At 75.4% G+C, this 22,062-nt stretch carries 1 protein-coding gene (running past one end of the window); it reads right to left on the bottom strand.

Annotation, left to right across the window (positions count from 1 at the left end):
* On the bottom strand, window positions 1–22,050 hold the 5' portion of the coding sequence (locus tag EV374_RS29710) for a type I polyketide synthase (RefSeq protein ID WP_132240471.1). The gene continues 7,785 nt to the left of window position 1, outside the view; 22,050 of the gene's 29,835 nt are visible here — the first part of the coding sequence; the start codon lies at window positions 22,048–22,050; its stop codon lies off the left edge, out of view.
* Between the last annotated feature and the right edge of the window lie 12 nt (window positions 22,051–22,062).

Here is a 22,062-nt window from a genome sequence, read left to right as displayed (position 1 = left end):
GGAGGGCTCACCCGCGTCGAGGGCCCGCAGCGCGGCGAGCAGGTCGTCCCGGTCGGCCACCACGGCGACGGCGCGCTGCTCCAGCGCGGGCCGGGTGGTGATGGAGGACCAGGCCACGTCCAGCGGACGCGGGGCCTCGTCGGCGGCGAGCCAGCGCGCCCACCGGCCGGCCTGGCCGGCCAGGGCCGCGTCGGAGCGCGCGGAGAGCAGCACCGGTACGACCGGCGGGACGTCGCGGGCGACGATCTCGCCCTCGATCGTCTCGGCGGGCGGTTGCTCGATGATCACGTGCGCGTTCGTGCCGGAGATGCCGAAGGACGACACCGCCGCCCGACGCGGCCGGTCCACGGCCGGCCACGGGGTGGGCTCGGTAGCGAGGGCCACGGCCCCGGCCGTCCAGTCGATGTGGGGGGACGGCTCGTCCACGTGCAGGGTCGGCGGCATCAGGCCGTGGCGCATCGCCATGACCATCTTGATCACACCAGCCACACCGGCAGCCGCCTGCGTGTGCCCGATGTTCGACTTCACCGACCCCAACAACAGCGGCCGATCCCCCGGACGCTCCTGCCCGTACGTCGCCAGAAGAGCCTGCGCCTCGATCGGGTCACCGAGGGTCGTGCCCGTGCCGTGCGCCTCCACGGCGTCCACGTCCGCAGTGGTCAACCGCGCGTTCGCCAGGGCCTGGCGGATCACCCGCTGCTGCGACGGACCGTTCGGCGCCGTCAGACCGTTCGACGCGCCGTCCTGGTTCACCGCCGTGCCCCGCACGACCGCGTAGATGCGCCGGCCCTCGCGCTGGGCGTCGGAGAGGCGCTGCACGAGCAGCACGCCGACGCCCTCCGACCAGCCGGTGCCGTCGGCCGACGCGGCGAACGACTTGCACCGGCCGTCCTGCGACAACCCGCGCTGCCGCGAGAACTCGATGAACGTCCCCGGCGTCGCCATCACCGTCACACCACCGGCCAGCGCCAGATCGCACTCACCGGAACGCAACGCCTGCGCGGCGAGGTGCAGCGCCACCAGCGACGACGAGCACGCCGTGTCCACGGTGACTGCCGGGCCCTCCAGCCCGAAGGTGTAGGCGACCCGACCGGACAGCACGCTGCCGGAGGTGCCGGTCCCGACGTAGCCCTCCACCTCGGTCGGCAGGTCCATGAGCCGGGAGGCGTAGTCGTGGTACATGACGCCGGCGAAGACGCCCGTCCGGCTGCCCCGCAACCGCTGCGGATCGAGACCGGCCGACTCGAACGACTCCCACGACGCCTCCAGCAGCAACCGCTGCTGCGGGTCCATCGCCAGGGCCTCACGCGGCGAGATCCCGAAGAACGCGGGGTCGAACTCGGCGGCCCCGTACAGGAAACCACCGTGGCGCGTGTACGACGTACCGCTGCGGTTCGGGTCCGGGTCGAACAGCGACTCCAGGTCCCAGCCGCGGTCCGCCGGGAACTCGGAGATCCCGTCGCCGCCGCCGGCCAGCAGCTCCCACAGTTCGTCGGGCGATTCCACCCCGCCCGGGTAGCGGCAGGCCATGCCCACGATCGCGATCGGTTCGTCGGTGCCGACGACCGTGCCGGCGACCGGGCCTGCGGTCGACTGACGCACCCCGGCCAACTCCGACCACAGGTGGTCGGCGAGCACGGCCGGGGTCGGGTAGTCGAAGACCAGCGTCGAGGCCAGCCGCAGCCCGGTGGCCGCGTTCAACCGGTTACGCAGGTCCACCGCCGTCAGCGAGTCGAAGCCCAACTCCCGGAACGCCCGGTCCGCCGGCACCGCCTCCGCACCGCCGTGCCCCAACACCTGCGCGACCAGGCCCCGCACCAGCACGTCGACCTGGGCGCGACCCTCGTCCTCGGTCAGCCCGGCGAGCCGGTCGGCCCAGCCGCCACCGCCCTGCCCCGCCTGGCGGCGGGTGCTGGTCACGCCGATGAGGGTGCGCAGCACGGCCGGCACGGGGCCGCCGGAGGTCGCCGCCCGCAGCGCGGGCACGTCGATCACGGCCGGTACGAGGGCCGCCCGGTCGGCGCCCAGGGCGGCGTCGAACAGCTCCAGCCCGACCTCGGCGCTCATCGGCGTCAGACCAGCCCGCGCGGACCGCGCCCGGTCCGCCTCGTCGAGGGACGCGCCCATGCCGGGCGTGTCCCACATGCCCCACGCCAGGCTGACCGCCGGCAGGCCGAGCTGCCGCCGATACACCGCCAACCCGTCCAGGAACGCGTTACCCGCCGCATACGCCGACTGACCCGGCGAACCCAACACACCCGCCACCGACGAGAACACCACGAACAGATCCAGCGCGAGAGACGACGTCGCCTCGTGCAGGAACCAACCCGCCGACACCTTCGGCGCCAGGACCCCGGCAAGGCGCTCCGCCGTCAGCCCCTCCACGACACCGTCGTCCAGGACACCGGCCGTGTGCACCACACCCGCCAGCCGGCCCCCGGCGGCGACCTCGGCCACCAGCGCGAACACCTGGTCCCGGTCCGTCACGTCACACGCGACCACCCGCACCGACGCACCCAGCGCCGACAACCGCTCCGACAGCTCACCAGCGCCTACGGCCTCCGGACCGCGCCGCGACACCAGCACCAGCGACCGCACCCCGTGCACCGACACCAGGTGCTCAGCGACCAGCGCCCCGAGCGCACCCGTACCACCGGTCACCAGCACCGCGCCGTCCCCCAGGCTGGGCGTCTGCGCGGGCGTGATGCCGGCCCGGACCAGGCGCGGCGAGTAGACCGCGCCCTCGCGTACGGCCAGCTGGCCGCCGGTCGCGGCCGGCTCCCGCAGGACGCCGTCCAGCAGGGCCACCAGCGCGGCATCCGGGTCACCGTCGACGTCGGCGAGGACGATGCGGCCCGGATGCTCCGACTGCGCCGACCGCAGCAGACCCCACACCGCCGCACCGGCCAGGTCGGTCACCCGGTCGTCGTCGCCGACGGACACCGCGCCCCGGGTCACCACCACGAGCCGGGCGTCCGCCAGGGCGTCCGCCGCGAGCCAGGACCGCACCGTCGCCAGCACGTCCGAGGTCACCGCCCGGACCGACTCCGGCGTCGCCGTCGCCGACCCGGGCGCGGGGAACACCGGCAGCAGCAACGTCCGGGGGACGGACTCCTCCCCCGCGACCGTCGCCACATCGGGGTACGTGGGCACTCCGACGGGTGCCACCAGCTCCCGGCCGCCGGTCACCAGCGCCCATCCGGAAAACTCCCCGGCGGGCGCGGCCTCCACGGCCGGCCACCGCAGCTCGAACAGCGACCGCGAGGCCACGCCCGGCGCGGCCACGCCGGTCAGCTCCCGCAGGACGAGGGAGTCCACCGACACGACCGGGGCGCCCGCCTCGTCGTACGCGGCCAGCCGCAGCCCGGAGCCGTCGCGAGTCAGGCGCACCCGCAGGGTCCCCGCCCCCGAGGCGTGCACCTGCACGCCCTCGAACGCGAACGGCACCCGTGGCCCGCCCGACTCCTCGCCACCGAGCAGCAGCCCGATCGGGTGCAGGGCGGCGTCCAGCAGCGCCGGGTGCACGCCGAACCCGGCGGCCTCCGTCGCGGCGTCGTCCGGCAGGACCACCTCGGCGTACACCTCGGCGCCGCTGGTCCAGGCACGCCGGAGCCCCTGGAAGGCCGGCCCGTACGTCAGGCCGTGTTCCGCCAGCGTCGGGTACCAGCTCGCCAGGTCCACCTCCGCCGCGCCGGCGGGGGGCCAGGCGACGGCGTCCGGCTCGTCGGCGGTGGCGGGCTCCAGCACGCCCTCCGCGTGCCGGGTCCAGCCCGCCTCGGGGTCGTCGTCGGGGCGGGAGTAGACGGCGACGGAACGCTGCGGCGACTCCGACGTGGACACCCGCACCTGGATCCGCACGCCGCCCGTTCCGGGGAGGGCCAGCGGGGCGGCCATGGTCAGCTCCCGCAGCCGGGAGAGGCCCACCTCGTCGCCGGCCCGCACGGCCAGCTCGACCAGGGCGGTGCCCGGCACCAGCGTCAGCCCGGAGACCGTGTGGTCGGCCAGCCACGGGTGCGTGGCCAGGGAGAGCCGGCCCATCAGTACCATCTCGTCGTCGCCGGCCAGGTCCACGGTCGCGCCGAGCAGCGGATGCCCGGTGCGGCCGAGCCCGGCCCCGGACACGTCGCCCGTACGCGCCCGGTTGGCGGCGGGCCAGTAGCGCTGGTGCTGGAAGGCGTACGTGGGCAGGTCGACCCGGCGCGCGCCGGTGTCGGCGAACCACGACTGCCAGGTCACCGGCATCCCGTGCACGTGCAGCTCCGCCAGGGCATGCAGCAGCGCGTGCGCCTCCGGACGGTCCCGGCGCTGCACGGCCACGGCCAGCACGGCGTCGTCGGCGGGCAGCACGTCGGCGGCCATCGCGGTCAGCACACTCTGCGGCCCGACCTCCAGGAACGTGTCCACACCCGCCCCGCGCAGCGCGGTCACCCCGTCGGCGAAACGCACCGCCTCCCGCACGTGCCGCACCCAGTACTCCGGGATACGGATCTCGTCGCCAGCCAGCGCCCCGGTCACGTTCGACACGACCGGCAGCAACGGCGCGGCAAACGTCAACCCGTCCAGGACCGCCCGGAACTCGGCCAGCATCGGCTCCATCAACGGGCTGTGGAACGCATGGCTCACCGCCAGCCGACGCGTGCGCACGCCCCGGTCCCGCCAGACCCGCTCCACCTCGTCCAGGACCTCGACGGCACCCGACACCACCACGGCGGTAGGGCCGTTGACCGCGGCGATGCCGACGCGGTCGGTCAGCCCAGCGAGAGACTCCGCCACCGCAGTCTCGTTGGCGGCCACGGCCAGCATCCCGCCGCCCGTGGGCAGCGCCTGCATCAACCGACCCCGCGCGGCCACGAGCTGGCACGCGTCAGACAGGGACAACACCCCCGCGACATGCGCGGCGGTCACCTCGCCGATCGAATGCCCCGCGAGCATGTCGGGCACGATCCCGAACGACTCCACCAACCGGAACAGCGCCACCTCGACCGCGAACAGACCGGCCTGCGTGAACACCGTCTGATCCAACAACCCCGCCTCGGGGCTGCCCGCCTCAGCGAACAACACCTCCCGCAGCGGACGCGGCAGCAGCGGATCGAGCTGCGCACACACCTCGTCCAGCGCGGCGGCGAACACCGGGAACTTCGCCGACAACTCCCGACCCATGCCGGCGCGCTGCGCACCCTGGCCGGAGAAGAGCAGGGCGAGCTGGCCGCGTTGGCCGGTGGCGCCGGAGACGACCGTACCGGTGGGGTCGCCGTCGGCGAGGGCGGTCAGTGCCGCGACCAGGTCGTCCCGGTCGGCGACGGTGACGACCGCCCGGTGCTCCAGCGCGGGCCGGGTGGTGATGGAGGACCAGGCCACGTCCAGCGGACGCGGGGCCTCCTCGGCGGCGAGCCAGCGCGCCCACCGGCCCGCCTGCGCCGACAGCGCGGCGGCGTCGCGGGCCGACAGCAGCACCGGTACGACCGGCGGCACGTCGCGGGCGACGATCTCGCCCTCGATCGTCTCGGCGGGCGGCTGCTCGATGATCACGTGCGCGTTCGTGCCGGAGATGCCGAACGACGACACCGCCGCCCGACGCGGCCGGTCCACCGCCGGCCACGGCGTCGCCTCGGTCGCGAGGGCCACCGCCCCGGCCGACCAGTCCACGTGCGGCGACGCCTCGTCCACATGCAGCGTCGCCGGCACCAGGCCGTGCCGCATCGCCAGCACCATCTTGATCACACCGGCCACACCGGCAGCCGCCTGCGTGTGCCCGATGTTCGACTTCACCGACCCCAACAACAGCGGCCGGTCCCCCGGGCGCTCCTGCCCGTACGTCGCCAGCAGAGCCTGCGCCTCGATCGGGTCACCCAGCGTCGTGCCCGTGCCGTGCGCCTCCACGGCGTCCACGTCCGCCGGGGTCAGGCGGGCGTTCGCGAGGGCCTGCCGGATCACCCGCTGCTGCGACGGACCGTTCGGCGCGGTCAGACCGTTGGACGCGCCGTCCTGGTTCACGGCCGTGCCGCGTACCACCGCCAGCACGCGGTGCCCGTTGCGCCGCGCGTCCGACAGCCGCTCCACGAGCAGCACGCCGACGCCCTCGGACCAGCCGGTGCCGTCGGCCGACGCCGCGAACGACTTGCAGCGACCGTCCTGCGACAGACCACGCTGCCGCGAGAACTCGATGAACGTCCCCGGCGTCGCCATCACCGTCACGCCACCGGCCAACGCCAGATCACACTCACCGGAACGCAACGCCTGCGCCGCGAGGTGCAGCGCGACGAGGCTGGAGGAACAGGCGGTGTCGACGGTGACCGCCGGGCCTTCGAGGCCGAACGTGTACGCCACCCGGCCGGAGAGCACGCTGCCCGAGGTGCCCGTGCCGACGAAGCCCTCGGCGTCCGGCGGCAGGTCCATCAGGCGGGAGGCGTAGTCGTGGTACATGACGCCGGCGAAGACACCCGTCCGGCTCCCCCGCAGCCGCTGCGGATCGAGACCCGCGGACTCGAACGACTCCCACGACGCCTCCAGCAGCAACCGCTGCTGCGGATCCATCGCCAGGGCCTCGCGCGGCGAGATGCCGAAGAAGCCGGGGTCGAAGTCGGCGGCCCCGTAGAGGAAGCCACCGTGGCGCGTGTACGAGGTGCCGCTGTGCTCCGGGTCCGGGTCGAACAGGCTCTCCAGGTCCCAGCCGCGATCGGTGGGGAACTCCGAGATCCCGTCGCCGCCGCCGGCCAGCAACGCCCACAGCTGGTCCGGGCTCTCGACGCCACCGGGGTAGCGGCAGGCCATCCCGACGATCGCGATCGGCTCGTCGGTGCTGGCGGTGCGCACCGCCGTCTGGCGGGCGGTGATCTGCCCGGAGACCTGCTCGTGCAGATGGTCGACGAGCACGGCCGGGGTCGGGTAGTCGAAGACCAGCGTCGAGGCCAGCCGCAGCCCGGTGGCCGCGTTCAACCGGTTACGCAGGTCCACCGCCGTCAGCGAGTCGAAGCCCAGCTCCCGGAACGCCCGGTCCGCCGGCACCGACTCCGCACCACCGTGCCCCAACACCTGCGCCACCAGGCCCCGCACCAGCACGTCGATCTGGGCCCGCGCCTCGTCGGGCGCCAGGCCCGCGAGCTGGTTGGCCCAGTCGCCGCCCCGCGCGGCCCGTCGCCGGGCCGCCGTCGACCCGATCAGGGTACGCAGCATGGCCGGCACCGGGCCGGCGCCGAGCGCTGCGCGCATCGCCGGTACGTCGATCACGGCCGGCACCAACGCCGGCCGCTCCGCCACCAGGGCGGCGTCGAACAGCTCCAGCCCGACCTCGGCGCTCATCGGCGTCAGGCCGGCCCGCGCGGAGCGCGCCCGGTCCGCCTCCTCGATCGACGCCGCCATACCGGCGGTGTCCCACATGCCCCACGCCAGGCTGACCGCCGGCAGGCCGAGCTGCCGCCGGTACACCGCCAACCCGTCCAGGAACGCGTTACCCGCCGCATACGCCGACTGACCCGGCGAACCCAACACACCCGCCACCGACGAGAACACCACGAACAGATCCAGCGCGAGAGACGACGTCGCCTCGTGCAGGAACCAACCCGCCGACACCTTCGGCGCCAGGACCCCGGCAAGGCGCTCCGCCGTCAGCCCCTCCACGATCCCGTCGTCCAGGACACCGGCCGTGTGCACCACACCCGCCAGCCGACCCCCGGCGGCGACCTCGGCCACCAGCGCGCCGACCTGATCCCGGTCCGTCACGTCACACGCGACCACCCGCACCGACGCACCCAGCGCCGACAACCGCTCCGACAACTCGCCCGCGCCCGCAGCCTCCGGACCGCGCCGCGACACCAGCACCAGCGACCGCACCCCGTGCACCGACACCAGGTGCTCCGCCACCAGCGCCCCGAGCGCACCCGTACCACCGGTAACCAGCACCGCACCGGCACCGACCGCCGGCGTCTCCACCGACGCCGGGGCGACCGCGCGCACCAGACGCGGCACGAACACCCCACCCGCACGCACCGCAACCTGACCACCGAAGGCCACCGGCTCGTCGGCCACCGTGGCCAGCACACCCAGCAGCCCGGCGTCCACGTCGCCGTCGACGTCCGCCAGCACGATGCGACCCGGATGCTCCGACTGCGCCGAACGCAGCAGACCCCACACCGCCGCACCGCCCAGGTCCGACACCCGGTCGTCCACAGCAACCGACACCGCACCCCGGGTCACCACCACCAGCCGCGACTCCGCCAACACGTCCGCCGCCAGCCAGGACCGCACGGCCGCCAGCACCGCCGTGGTCGCCGCGCGTACCGCGTCGGGGACGGCCGTCTCCGGCGCGTCGAGCGGCAGCAGCAGCGCCTTCGGTGCGACCGTCCGGCCGGCGTCGACCGCCGCGACGAGCGCCTCGACGTCGCCGTACGCCGGCAGGTCGGCGGTTGCCGGCGAGCCGACCAGCGCCCACCCGGAGAGGTCCCCGGTGGCGGCGATCTCCTCGGCCTGCCAGGTGAGTTCGAACATCGCGCGGGCCGCCGCGCCCGCCGCGGTCACGCCGGTCAGCTCGCGCAGGGCGAGAGAGTCGACCGAGACCACGGCCGCGCCCGACTCGTCGCACGCGACCAGCCGCACCGCCGAGCCCGTACGCGACAGCCGCACCCGCAGCACCCGCGCGCCCGAGGCGTGCACCTGCACACCCTCGAACGCGAACGGCACCCGCGCCCCGCCCGAACCCTCCGTACCCGGCAGCAGCCCGATCGGGTGCAGGGCGGCGTCCAGCAGGGCCGGGTGCACCCCGAAGCGCGCCGCCTCCGTCGCCGCCTCGTCCGGCAGCGCCACCTCGGCGTACACGTCGTCGCCGGCGGTCCACACCCGGCGCAGCCCCTGGAACACCGGCCCGTACGTCAGGCCGTGCTCCGCCAGCGTCGGGTACCAGCCCGCCACGTCCAGCTCGGACGCGCCGGTCGGGGGCCACTCCCCCAGGCTCGGCTCGTCGGCCGTCGCCGGCTCCAGCACGCCCTCCGCGTGGTGGACCCAGTCGGCCTCCGGGTCGCCCTCGGCCTGCGAGTGCACCGCCACGACCCGGGTGCCGGTCTCGTCGGCCGCGCCGACGCGCACCTGCACCCGCACCGCGCCGGCCTCCGGCAGCACCAGCGGCGCGGCCACGGTCAGCTCCCGCACCCGGGACGCGCCCACTTCGTCGCCGGCCCGGACGGCCAGCTCCACCAGGGCGGTGCCGGGCACGATGACCGCGCCGGAGACGACGTGGTCGGCAAGCCACGCGTGGGTGGCGAGGGACAGCCGGCCGGTCAGCACCACCATGTCCGCGCCGGCGACGGTGACCGCCGCGCCGAGCAGCGGGTGCCCGGCCACGCCGAGGCCCGCGCCGGACACGTCGGCGGTACGCGCCTGGCCCGCGCCGAGCCAGTACCGCTGATGCTGGAAGGCGTACGTCGGCAGGTCGACCCGCGCGGCGCCGGCGTCGGTGAACCACTGCGTCCAGGTCACCGGGACGCCGTGGACGTGCAGGTCGGCGAGGGCGTGCAGCAGTGCCTGCGGGGCGGGCCGGTCCCGGCGTTGGACGGCCACCGCGAGCGCGTCCTCGGCGAGCAGGTCGGCGTTCATCGCGGTCAGGACGCTCTGCGGGCCGATCTCCAGGAAGGTGTCGACCCCGGTGGCCCGCAGGGCGGCGATGCCGTCGGCGTAGCGGACGGCCTCCCGCACGTGCCGCACCCAGTACTCGGCGCGGGTGATCTCCTGCGGGTCGGCGAGCGCGCCGGTCAGGTTCGACACCACCGGCAGCAGCGGCGCCCGGAACGTCAGCCCCGCCAGGACGGCGCGGAACTCGTCGAGCATCGGCGCCATCAGCGGGCTGTGGAACGCATGGCTGACGGTGAGCCGGCGGGTACGCACGCCCCGGTCCCGCCAGGCCTGCTCCACCTCGTCCAGGGCCTCGACGGCACCCGACACCACCACGGCGGTGGGCCCGTTGACGGCCGCGATACCGAGGCGGTCGGTCAGCCCGGCGATCGACTCCGCCACGGCGTCCTCGGCGGCGGCCACGGCCAGCATCCCGCCACCGGCCGGCAGCGCCTGCATCAACCGACCCCGCGCGGCCACGAGGGCGCACGCGTCGGCCAGGGACAGCACCCCGGCCACGTACGCGGCCGTCACCTCGCCGATCGAGTGGCCGGCCACCATGTCGGGCACGATCCCGAACGACTCCACGAGGCGGAACAGCGCCACCTCGACCGCGAACAGACCGGCCTGCGTGAAGACGGTCTGGTCCAGCAGCTCCGCCTCGGGGCTGCCCGCCTCGGCGAACAGCACCTCCCGCAGCGCACCCGGCAGCAGGGGGTCGAGCTGCGCGCACACCTCATCCAGCGCGGCGGCGAACACCGGGAACAGGGCGGACAACTCCCGGCCCATCCCGGCGCGCTGCGCGCCCTGGCCGGAGAAGAGCACCGCCAGCTGCGTACGCGTCGCGCCCGTGCCGGTGACCACGGTGGCGGCCGACCCGCCGGCGGCGAGGGCGCGCAGCCCGGTCAGCAGTTCGTCCCGGTCCGTCGCGGTGACCACCGCGCGGTGCTCCAGCACGGCCCGGCTGACGGTCGACGACCAGCCGATGTCGACGGGGCGCAGTTCCTCGTCGCCGGCGATCCAGCGGGCCCAGCGCTCCGCCTGGGCCGCGACGGCGGCCTCGGATCGGGCCGACAGCAGCACGGGGGCCGGCAGCCGCTCGGCGGCGGGCGTCGGCGCGCCCGCGCCCCGGGTGGGCTCCGCCTCGGCGGGGGGCTGCTCGATGATGACGTGCGCGTTGGTGCCGCTGACGCCGAACGACGAGACCGCCGCGCGGCGCGGCCGGCCCGCCACGGGCCAGTCGCGTGCCTCGCTGAGCAGGGAGACCGCCCCGGCGTTCCACTCGATGTGCGGGGACGGCTCGTCGACGTGCAGCGTGGACGGCAGCAGCCCGTGACGCATCGCCATGATCATCTTGATGATGCCGGCCACCCCGGCGGCGGCCTGGGTGTGGCCGATGTTCGACTTGATCGAGCCCAGCCACAGCGGCCGGTCCTCCGGACGGTCCTGCCCGTACGTCGCCAGCAGGGCCTGCGCCTCGATCGGGTCGCCGAGGGTGGTGCCGGTGCCGTGCGCCTCGACGGCGTCCACGTCGGCGGTGGTGAGCCGCGCGTTCGCCAGCGCCTGCCGGATCACCCGCTGCTGTGAGGGACCGTTCGGGGCCGTCAGGCCGTTGGACGCGCCGTCCTGGTTGATCGCCGATCCGCGTACCACCGCCAGGACCCGCCGGCCCTCGCGCCGGGCGTCGGAGAGGCGCTGCACGAGCAGCACGCCGACGCCCTCGGACCAGCCGGTGCCGTCGGCCGACGCCGCGAACGACTTGCACCGGCCATCGGCCGACAGGCCACGCTGCCGCGAGAACTCGATGAACGTCCCGGGCGTCGCCATCACCGTCACACCACCGGCCAGCGCCAGATCGCACTCGCCGCTGCGCAACGCCTGCACCGCGAGGTGCAGCGCCACCAGCGACGACGAGCACGCCGTGTCCACGGTGACCGCCGGGCCCTCCAGCCCGAAGGTGTACGCCACCCGACCGGACAGCACGCTGCCGGAGGTGCCGGTGCCGAGGTAACCGCCCACGCCCTCGGGCAGGTCCTGCACGCCGGAGGCATAGTCGTGGTACATCAGGCCGGCGAACACGCCGGTCCGGCTGCCGCGCAACCGCTGCGGGTCGAGACCGGCCGACTCGAACGTCTCCCACGAGGTCTCCAGCAGCAGCCGCTGCTGCGGGTCCATCGCAATCGCCTCGCGCGGCGAGATGCCGAAGAAGTCCGGGTCGAACTCGGCGGCCCCGTACAGGAAGCCACCGTGCCGGGTGTACGACGTGCCGGGGTTGTCCGGGTCGGGGTGGAAGAGCCGGTCGAGTTCCCAGCCCCGGTCGGTGGGGAACTCGCCGATGCCGTCGGCCCCGGCGGCGACCAGGTCCCACAACTGCTGCGGGTTCGTCACGCCACCCGGGTAGCGGCAGGCCATGCCCACGATCGCGATCGGCTCGTCGACGGTGGTCGCCCGCACGGCCTGCTGCTGGTCGGCGACCTGGCCGGACAGCTGCTCGTACAGGTGCTCCGACAGGGCGCCGGGGGTCGGGTAGTCGAAGACGAGCGTCGACGTGAGCCGCAGCCCGGTCGCCCCGTTGATCCGGTTGCGCAGCTCGACGGCGGTAAGCGAGTCGAAGCCCAGTTCCCGGAATGCCCGGTCCGCCGGCACCGCCTCAGCACCGCCGTGACCGAGGACCTGCGCGATCATCCCCCGGACCAGCAGGGCCACCTGCGTGCGCGCCTCCTGCGGGTCGAGCCCGGCCAGCCGGTCGACCCAGGCGCCGGAGCCGGAGCGGCGGCGCTTCGTGCCCGGTCCCACCAGGGCCCGCAGCATCACCGGCACCCGGCCGGCGGCGGTCTGCGCCCGCATGGCGGGCAGGTCGACCACCGCCGGTACGAGCGCCGCGCCGCCGTGGGCCAGGGCGGCGTCCCACAGCCCGAGCCCGACCGGGGCGGTCATCGGGACCAGACCGGCCCGGGTCACCCGCGCCCGGTCGGTGTCGTTGATCGACGCGGCCATGCCGTCCGTGTCCCACATGCCCCACGCGAGGCTGACCGCGGGCAGCCCGCGCTGCGCCCGCAGCACGGCGAGGGCGTCCAGGAAGGCGTTGCCGGCCGCGTAGGCGGCCTGGCCGGGAGAGCCGAGCACCCCGGCGACGGAGGAGAAGAGCACGAACAGGTCGAGGTCCAGCTCGGCGGTCGCCTCGTGCAGCCACCAGCCGGCCGTGACCTTCGGGGCCAGCACGTCCGCCAGCCGCTCGGCGGTGATGCCGCTGACGACGCCGTCGTCGAGGACGCCGGCGGTGTGCACCACCCCGGCCAGGCGGTCCTCGGCGGTGATCGCCCGGACCAGCTCGCCGACGCGCTCGCGGTCGGTCACGTCCGTGGCGACCACCCGGGCGGTCGCGCCCAGCGCGGCCAGCCGCTGCACCAGGTCGTCGGCGCCGGGGGCCGCCGGGCCCTGGCGGGACGCCAGCACCAGCGAGCGCACGCCGTACGCGGTGACGAGGTGTTCGGACACCAGGGCGCCGAGCGAGCCGGTGCCGCCGGTGACGAGGACGGTCCCCCGGCCGAGGGTCGCCGGGGTGCGCGCGTCGCCGGTGGCGCGGACCAGCCGCGGCAGGTACGCCGTGCCCGTCCGCACCGCGAGCTGCCCACCGAGGGCGGGGTCGTCGGTGGCGGCGGCGAGCAGGGCCAGCAGGTCGGCGTCCAGGTCGACGCCGGGTTCGAGGTCGGCCAGCACGATCCGGCCGGGGTGTTCGGACTGGGCCGAGCGCAGCAGGCCCCAGACCGCGGCGCCCGCCAGGTCGGTGACGCGGTCGGTCGGGCCGGTGGCCACCGCGCCACGGGTCACCACGACCAGCCGCGAGTCCGCCAGGGCATCGGCGGCCAGCCAGGCCTGCACCGTGCCGAGGACGTCCGCCGTGACCGACCGCGCCGCGTCGGGCAGGTCCGCCCCGGGCGCCGTCGCGGAGACGGGCAGCAGCAGCGCCGCGGGGGCGGGGGCCGTTCCGTCCGTCACCGCCGTGGCCACGGCCGCGACCTCGGCGTACGCCGGGAGCTGCGGCGCGCCGTCGAGCGGCCGGTCACCGAGCACGGCCCAGCCGTACGCGCCGTCGGGCGCGGTGATCTGCTCGGGTTGCCAGGACACCTCGAACAGGGACCGGTGTGCCTCGTCGGCCGGCGCCGCCATGCCGGTCAGCTCGCGCAGCGTCAGCGAGTCCACCGACACCACCGGCACACCGGTCTCGTCGACGGCGACCAGCCGCACGGAGTTGCCGGTGGCGGTGAGGCGGACCCGGAGCGTCCGGGCCCCGACCGCGTGGACCTGCACGCCTTCGAACGCGAACGGCACGCGGGCCCCGCCGCCGGCCCCGTCGGCGGGCAGCAGCCCGACGGGGTGCAGGGCGGCGTCCAGCAGTGCCGGGTGCACCCCGAACCCCGCCGGGTCCCCGAGCACCTCGTCGGGGAGGGCGACCTCGGCGAACACCTCGCCCTCGGCGGTCCACGCCCGCCGCAGGCCCCGGAAGACCGGCCCGTAGGAGAGCCCGTGCTCGGCCACCGCCGGGTACCAGCCGGTGACGTCCACCTCGGACGCGCCGGGCGGCGGCCACGCGCCCACCGTGGGCTCATCGGCCGTGGGGGCGTTGACGAGGCCGTCGACGTGCCGGGTCCAGCCCGACTCGGGGTCGTCCTCGGGCTGGGAGTGCACGGTCACCGACCGGCTGCCGGTCCCGTCGACGGGACCGACCCGGACCTGTACCCGTACTCCGCCGCCGGTGGCGGGCAGCACGAGCGGGGCGAGCACGGTCAGCTCGCGGACGCGGGAGGCACCGACCTCGTCGCCCGCCCGGACGACGAGGTCCACCAGGGCGGTGCCGGGCACGATCACGGCGCCGGAGATGACGTGGTCGGCGAGCCACGGGTGGGTCGACACCGACAGCCGGCCGGTCAGCACGACCATGTCCTCGCCGGCGACCGAGACCGCCGCGCCGAGCAGCGGGTGCCGCGCCACGCCGAGGCCGGCCCCGGAGACGTCGGCCGACTGACCGGCCGGCGGCAGCCAGTACCGCTCGCGGTGGAAGGCGTACGTGGGCAGGTCGACCCGGCGCGCGCCGGTGTCGGCGAACCACGACTGCCAGGTCACCGGCATCCCGTGCACATGCAGCTCCGCCAAGGCGTGCAGCAGCGCCTGCGCCTCCGGACGGTCCCGGCGCTGCACGGCGACCGCCAGCACGGCGTCGTCGGCGGGCAGCACGTCGGCGGCCATCGCGGTCAGCACACTCTGCGACCCGACCTCCAGGAACGTGTCGACCCCTGCATTGCGCAGGGCGGTGATCCCGTCGGCAAAGCGCACCGCCTCCCGCACATGCCGCACCCAGTACTCCGGGGTGCGGATCTCGTCGCCAGCGAGGGCACCGGTCACGTTCGACACGACCGGCAGCAACGGCGCGGCAAACGTCAACCCGTCCAGGACCGTGCGGAACTCGGCCAGCATCGGCTCCATCAACGGGCTGTGGAACGCGTGGCTCACCGCCAGCCGACGCGTACGCGCACCCCGCTCCCGCCAGACCCGCTCCACCTCGTCCAGGACCTCGACGGCACCCGACACCACCACGGCGGTAGGGCCGTTGACCGCGGCGATACCCACCCGGTCGCCCAGGCCCGCGAGAGACTCCACCACCGCAGTCTCGTCGGCGGCCACCGCCAGCATCCCGCCACCCGTGGGCAGCGCCTGCATCAACCGACCCCGCGCGGCCACGAGAGCGCACGCGTCGACCAGGGACAACACCCCGGCCACGTACGCGGCCGTCACCTCGCCGATCGAATGACCGGCCAGCATGTCCGGCACGACCCCGAACGACTCCACCAGACGGAACAGCGCCACCTCGACCGCGAACAACCCGGCCTGCGTGAACACCGTCTGATCCAACAACCCCGCCTCGGGGCTGCCCGCCTCAGCGAACAACACCTCCCGCAACGGACGCGGCAACAACGGATCGAGCTGCGCACACACCTCGTCCAACGCGGCCGCGAACACCGGGAACTCCGCCGACAACTCCCGACCCATCCCGGCGCGCTGCGCGCCCTGACCGGAGAAGAGCAGGGCGAGCTGGCCGCGCTGAGTGCCCGGGCCGGTGAGCACGCCGGCCGAGGGCTCGCCCGCCGCCACGGCTTCGAGGCCCGCCAGCAGCTCGTCGCGGGTCGCCCCGGACACGACCGCCCGGTGCTCCAGCACGGACCGCGACGCCACCGACGACCAGGCCACGTCGAGCGGGCGCGAGGTCCGGGTGCCGCCGAGCCACTGCGCCCAGCGGTCGGCCTGCGCCGACAGCCCGGCCGCGTCCCGGGCCGAGAGCAGCACCGGCAGCACGGACGGCGTCCGCGACGGCGCGCCCTCGACCTCCGGCTCGTCCCCGCCGGTCGGCGCGGGCGGCTGCTCCAGGATCAGGTGGACGTTCGTACCGCTGATGCCGAACGACGACACGGCGGCCCGGCGCGGCCGGTCCACCGCCGGCCAGGGACGCGCCTCGGCCAGCAGGGACACCGCGCCGGCGGTCCAGTCCACGTGGGGGGTCGGCTCGTCGAGGTGCAGGGTCTGCGGGAGCAGGCCGTACCGCATCGCCTGCACCATCTTGATCATGCCGGCGACACCGGCGGCGGCCTGGCTGTGGCCGATGTTCGACTTGATCGAGCCGAGCAGCAACGGCCGGTCGGCGGGGCGGCCCTGGCCGTAGGTCGCCAGCAGGGCCTGCGCCTCGATGGGGTCACCCAGGGTCGTACCCGTGCCGTGCGCCTCGACGGCGTCCACGTCGGCTGTGGTCAGGCGGGCGTTCGCGAGGGCCTGCCGGATCACCCGCTGCTGGGCGGGCCCGTTGGGGGCGGTGAGGCCGTTGGACGCGCCGTCCTGGTTGACGGCGCTGCCGGCGATCACGGCGAGCACCTGGCGGCCCTGCCGCCGGGCGTCGGAGAGCCGCTGGACCAGCAGCACGCCGACGCCCTCCGACCAGCCGGTGCCGTCGGCGTCGGCGGCGAAGGACTTGCAGCGCCCGTCCGGGGCGAGGCCGCCCTGGCGGGAGAACTCGACGAAGGCGCCCGGGGTCACCATGACGGTGACGCCGCCGGCCAGCGCCATGTCGCACTCGCCGCCGCGCAGCGCCTGGGCGGCCAGGTGCACCGCCACCAGCGACGACGAGCAGGCGGTGTCGACCGTCACCGCCGGGCCCTCCAGCCCGAAGGTGTACGACACCCGGCCGGAAATGACGCTGTGCGCGCCGCCCGTGAGCTGGTATCCGGCCAGCTCCGCCGGGGTGTCGGTGGTGCCGTAGCCCGACGGGGAGGCGCCGACGAAGACGCCGGTACGGCTGCCGCGCAGCTCGTCCGGGTCGATGCCGGCCTGCTCGACGGCCTCCCAGGACGCCTCCAGCAGCAGGCGCTGCTGCGGGTCCATGGCGACCGCCTCGCGCGGCGAGATGCCGAAGAAGCCGGGGTCGAACGTGGTGGCGCCGCCGACGAAGCCGCCCTCGCGGGTGTGCGACACGGGTCGCCCGTCGGCGTCGACGGCCAGCAGCCGGCCCATGTCCCAGTTCCGGTCGTCGGGGAAGCCGCTGATCCCGTCGCGCCCGGTGGCGACCAGGTCCCACAGGTCGTCCGGGTTGGCCACGCCGCCCGGGTACCGGCAACTCATGCCGACGATGACGATCGGGTCGTCGTCCACCGGCCCGGCGGGGCCCCAGGTGGTGACGGTGTCGACCTCGTGCAGGCGCAGCGTCGCCGACAGGTGGTCGGCGAGGGCGGCCGGGTTCGGGTAGTCGAAGACCAGGGTGGTGGGCAGGGTGAGCCCGGTGGCGGCGCCGAGCCGGTTGCGCAGCTCGACGGCGGTCAGCGAGTCGAAGCCCAGCTCCTTGAACGCCCGGTTCGCCTTGACCAGGTCGGTGCCGGAGTGGCCGAGCACGGCGGCGGTGTGCGTGCGTACGAGGTCGGTCAGGTGGCGGTCCTGCTCGGCGCGGGGCAGCGTCAGCAGGTGCTGCCGCAGCCCGCCGCCGGCGGTGTCCTCCGGTTCGGCGTCGACCACGCGCAGGGCGTCGCGTGCCTCGGCGATGTCGTCGAGCAGGGGGCGGGCGCGGGCGGCGGCGAACGCCGGGGTGAACAGGGACCAGTCGACGTCCGCCACGGTCACCGACGGCACGGCCCGGCCGACGGCGCTGCGCAGCGCGTACACGGCCTGGGCCGGCGACATGGGGCTGAGGCCGCGCCGGGCCAGCAGTTCCTGGCCCTCGCCGCTGGCCATGCCGCCCTCGGCCCAGGGTCCCCAGGCCACGGCGGTGGCGGCCAGGCCGCGGGCGCGGCGCCGCTCGGCGAGCGCGTCGAGGAAGGCGTTGCCGGCGGCGTACGCGGCCTGGCCGCCGCTGCCCCAGATGCCGGCGATGGAGGAGAAGAGCACGAACGCGTCGAGCGGCCGGTCGCCCAGCAGCTCGTCCAGGTGCACGGCACCGGCGATCTTGCCGTCCAGCACCGCGGCCAGCCCAGCGAGGTCGGTGTCGGCGAGCATGTTCAGCTGGCCCACCCCGGCGGCGTGCACCACCGCCGTCAGCGGCGCCGGGTCGGCGTCGACGTCGCGCAGCAGCGCCTCGACCCGGGCGCGGTCGGCCATGTCGGCGGCGACCAGGGTCACCCGGGCGCCGAGCCCGGTCAGCTCGTCGCGCAGTTCCGCCGCGCCGGGAGCGTGCTCGCCCCGGCGGCTGGTCAGCACCAGGTGCTCGGCCCCGTTGGCCGCCGCCCAGCGGGCCACGTGGGCGCCGAGCGCCCCGGTGCCGCCGGTGATCAGCACGGTGCCCGACGGCTGCCAGCGCTCGACGGTGCCCACGGCCGCCGGCGTGGCGCGCACCAGTCGGCGCACGAAGACGCCCGAGGGCCGTACGGCGACCTGGTCCTCGGGGCCGCCGCCGGTCAGGACGCCCACCAGGTGGTCCCAGTCGCTCCGGTCGGGCCCGTCCGGCAGGTCGACGAGGCCGCCCCAGAGCTGCGGGTGTTCCAGCCCGGCGACCCGGGCCAGGCCCCACAGGCCGCCCTGGGCGACGCTGCGGACCGGGTCCGCGTCCCCGGTGCCGACCGCGCCCCGGGTCACCGTCCACAGGGGCGCGGCGACGTCGGCGGCGTGCAGTGCCTGCACCAGCGTCATGGTGGCGGCCGTGCCGAGCGGCACCGCCGGCTGGCCGGGGTGCGGTCGGTCCAGCAGGCCCAGCAGGGAGACCATCCCGGTGAACGGGGTGTCCCCCACGGCCTCGGCCACCCGCGCCGTCACCTGCTCGCGCTCCGCCGTCGGGTCCACCGCCAGCCGGGACACCTCGCCGCCGGCGGCGGTCAGCGCCCCCGCGAGCGCCTCGGCCCATTGCGTCGTGGGGGCGTCGCCGGCCGGTTCGACAAGCAGCCAGCGGCCGGACGGGGTGACCGGCGCGGGGGCCGCGGTCCGCTTCCACACCACCCGGTACGACCAGCCGTCGACGACCGCGTCCCGCAGCCGGGCCTTGCGCCAGGACGACAGGACCGGCAGGGCCGGGGCGAGAACGTTCGCCCCGTCGTCGCCGAACTGCGCGGCGAGGGCCGCCACGTCGGAGCGTTCCACCGCCGACCAGAACTCGACGTCCACCACGTCGGGGCTGACCGGGCCGGTGACCGAGACCGGCATCTGCTCGGGCCAGTAGCGCTGCCGCTGGAACGCGTACGTGGGCAGGGCGACCGGGGTCGCGCCGGCGCCGGCGTAGAGGGCCGGCCAGTCGACGGGCGCCCCGTTGACGTGCAGCTCGGAGAGGGCGGCGAGCAGGGCCCGCGCCTCGGGGCGGTCGGCGCGCAGGACGGGCACGGCGATGACGGGGGTGTCGTCGTCGGCGTCCGCCGGCTCCCGTCCGGTCAGCACGTCCCGGGTCATCGCGGTCAGTACGCTGCGCGGGCCGATCTCCAGGAACGTGTCCACGCCGGCGGCCCGCAGCGCGGCGACGCCGTCGGCGTAGCGGACGGCCTGCCGGACGTGACGCACCCAGTAGTCGGCCGTGCGGATCTCGTCGGCGTCGGCGAGCGCGCCGGTCACGTTCGACACGACCGGCAACGCCGGCGCGGAGAACGTCAACCCGGCCAGGACCGCCCGGAACTCGGCAAGCATCGGCTCCATCAACGGACTGTGGAACGCGTGACTGACCGCCAGCCGACGCGTACGCGCGCCCCGCTCCCGCCAGAGCCGCTCCACCTCGTCGAGGGTGTCGACGGCACCGGAGACGACGACGGAGGTGGGCCCGTTGACGGCCGCGATCCCCACGTCGGCGAGGCCGTCGAGAGTGGCGAGGACGTCGGCCTCGGTGGCCGCGACGGCCAGCATCCCGCCGCCCGTGGGCAGCGCCTGCATCAACCGGCCCCGCGCCGCCACCAGCGCCGCCGCATCCGCCAGGGACAACACCCCCGCCACGTGCGCGGCCGCGACCTCACCGATCGAGTGCCCACCCACGAAGTCCGGCACCACACCGTACGACCCCACGAGCCGGAACAGCGCCACCTCGACGGCGAACAGCCCGGCCTGGGTGAACACGGTCTGATCCAGCAACTCCGCCTCGGCCGAACCCTCGGCAGCGAACAGCACCTCCTTCAACGGGCGCGGCAGCAGCGCGTCGAGGTACACGCACACCTCGTCCAACGCGGTCGCGAAGACCGGGAACTCGGCGTACAACTCCCGGCCCATGCCGGCGCGCTGCGCGCCCTGGCCGGAGAAGAGCACCGCCAGCGGGCCCCGGTCGGCGGCCTGAGCAGCGACCACCGCGCCGGACGGCTGGCCGGCGGCGAGGGCGCGCAGCCCGGCCAGCAGGTCCCTACGGTCGGTGGCGGTGAGGACCGCGCGGTGCTCCAGCGCGGAGCGCGACACCACCGACGACCAGCCGACGTCCACCGGCCGGAGGGTCTCATCGTCGTCCAGCCACCGGGCCCAGCGACCCGCCTGCGCCCTCAGCGCGGCCTCCGACCGGGCGGACAGCAGCACGGGCACCGCCGGCAGGACGGGGGCCGGGCCGGCGTCGACGGGGGCCGCGGCCTCGGCGGCGGGCGGCTCCTCCAGGATGGTGTGCGCGTTCGTGCCGGAGATGCCGAACGACGAGACGGCCGCCCGGCGGGGACGGTCGGTCACCGGCCACGGCGTCGCCTCGGTCACCAGCGACACCTCGCCGGCCGACCAGTCCACCTTCGGCGTCGGCTCGTCCACGTGCAGGGTAGACGGCACGAGCCCGTGCCGCATCGCCATCACCATCTTGATCACACCGGCCACGCCCGCGGCGGACTGGCTGTGACCGATGTTCGACTTGATCGAGCCGAGCAGCAGCGGCCGGTCGGCGGGCCGGTCCCGCCCGTACGTGGCCAGCAGCGCCTGCGCCTCGATCGGGTCGCCGAGGACGGTGCCGGTGCCGTGCGCCTCGACGGCGTCCACGTCGGCCGTGGTCAGCCGGGCGTTCGCGAGGGCCTGCCGGATCACCCGCTGCTGGGCGGGCCCGTTGGGGGCGGTGAGGCCGTTGGACGCGCCGTCCTGGTTGACGGCGCTGCCGGCGATCACGGCGAGGACGGGGTGCCCCTTGCGCTGGGCGTCCGACAGCCGCTCCACCAGCAGGATGCCGACGCCCTCGGACCAGCCGGTGCCGTCGGCGGCGGCGGCGAACGACTTGCACCGGCCGTCGGGGGCGAGCCCCCGCTGCCGGGAGAAGCCCACGAACGGGGCGGGGGTGGCCATCACGCAGACGCCGCCGGCCAGGGCCAGGTCGAAGTCGCCCTGCCGCAGCGCCTGGCAGGCCAGGTGCAGGGCGACCAGCGACGACGAGCAGGCGGTGTCGACCGTGACGGCGGGGCCCTCCAGGCCGAGGGCGTACGCGATCCGCCCCGAGACGATGCTGGTGGCCGTGCCGGTCAGCAGGTAGCCCTCGTCGGTGCCCTCGACCTCGGTCTGCGGGCCCACGCCGTAGCCGTTGGCGGCGGTCCCGACGAAGACGCCGACCTTCTGCCCGCGCATGGACGCGGGCGCGATCCGGGCCTGCTCGAACGCCTCCCACGACGTCTCCAGCAGCAGCCGCTGCTGCGGGTCCATCGCCACGGCCTCGCGCGGTGAGATGCCGAAGAACTCGGCGTCGAAGTCGGCCGCGTCGTAGAGGAAGCCGCCCTCCCGGGTGGTGGAGTGCCCGGCCCGGTCGGCGTCCGGGTCGTACAGGTTGGCCAGGTCCCAGCCCCGGTCGGTCGGGAAACCGCCGATGGCGTCGCTGCCGGAGGCCACCAGGTCCCAGAGCTGCTCGGGGCTGGCGACGCCGCCCGGGTAGCGGCAGGACATCGCGACGATCGCGATCGGCTCCCGGGCGGCAGCGGTCAGCTGCTGGTTGAGCTGACGGAGGCGGCCCGTCTCCTTGAGCGAGGCGCGAAGCGCCTCGACGACCTTGTCTGCGGACGTAGACATCATGAGCTCCGT

Source organism: Micromonospora sp. CNZ303, from assembly GCF_004345505.1.
This window is presented reverse-complemented; position numbering and strand designations above follow the sequence as displayed.